The 1,241-nt window shown below is 69.0% G+C and carries 1 protein-coding gene; it reads right to left on the bottom strand.

Features of this window, described 5'->3' with window-relative positions:
* Window positions 1-1,078 (bottom strand): MMPL family transporter (locus tag ACFWUY_RS41740; RefSeq protein WP_384122315.1); only part of this gene is annotated, 1,078 nt, incomplete at its 3' end.
* Window positions 1,079-1,241 lie beyond the last annotated feature (163 nt).

The raw sequence follows: 1,241 nt of genomic DNA on the forward strand, positions 1-1,241 counted from the left end.
TCACGGCGGTGGCGAGCTTGTGCCAGGCGCCCTCGCCAGGTGCGGGACGTGGTGCGCGCAGGAACCACCAGCCGAGCTGGCCCTTGTCGATGCGCGTGCCGATCAGCAACAGCGCGGCGGGCAGCACGGTGAGCGACACCAGCGCGGCCAGCGCCGCGACGACGATGCCGGCGTAGCCCATCGACCGGATCGCCAGCAGCGGGAAGAACAACAGCCCGGCCAACGCCACCGCGACCGTGAGCGCGGAGAACGCGACGGTGCGGCCCGCGGTGCGCATGGTGGTGGCGACCGCGCCTGCCGGGGTGCGGCCCTCGGCGAGTTCGTCGCGGTAGCGGCTCACGATCAGCAGGCTGTAGTCGATGGCCAGCCCGAGACCGAGCAGCGTCGCCACGTTGGTCGCGGTGACCGACAACGGAGTGAACAGGGTGAGCAACCACAGCGCGCCCATGGTGGTGAGCACGGTGCCGATCGCGACGAGCAGCGGCAGGCTCGCGGCGACCAGGCCACCGAAGACGAACATCAGCGCGATCAGGGTGAGTGGGAAGGCGATGGCCTCGCCCTTGACGATATCGGTCTTGCTCTGCTGCACCGTCTCGTGCATCAGCATGGCGAATCCGCCCACCCTGACCTGCAACGATCCTTGCTCGCCCGTCAACTCCTCAGAGATGGCGGTGACGCGCTCGTCGATCTCGCGTTCGCTGCCGAGCACGCTCGCGACGATCATGCCCTGCTTGCCGTCGACGCTGCGCAGCGCGGGCAGGTGAGTGGTCCAATACGACATCACGTCGGTGACACCGGCGCGTTCCTGCAGGTTGGCGACCAATGCCGTTGCCGCCGCGGTGGATTCGGGGTCCTCGACCGACGACTCGGTTTCCACCAGCAGCAGCAGGTTCGGTGGTGCCTGCCCGAACTCGTCACGCAACACCTCGAGCGCGCGGCTGGATTCGCTGCCGGGGTCGGTGTATCCGCCGCCCTCCACCCGCTCGAACAGCGTGGCGCCCAGTGCACCGAGCACCACCGCGAGCACCGCGAATACGCCGAGCACCCAGCGACTGCGCCGCCTGGTGAATTCGAACACCGAAACCCCTAACTGATCACGCTCTGACGCGAGGCGCACTTCGACGCGCGGGGGCCCGGAATTGTTCCGGCCGACCGCCTCGTCTCACCCGATCCTGTTGGCGGGTCGGCGCGTTCGCGTGGCGATCGTAGCAACATCGTGGCGGTGCCGCCGGGCCTCGGCC

Source organism: Streptomyces sp. NPDC058664, assembly GCF_042716635.1.
Lineage (GTDB): Bacteria > Actinomycetota > Actinomycetes > Streptomycetales > Streptomycetaceae > Streptomyces.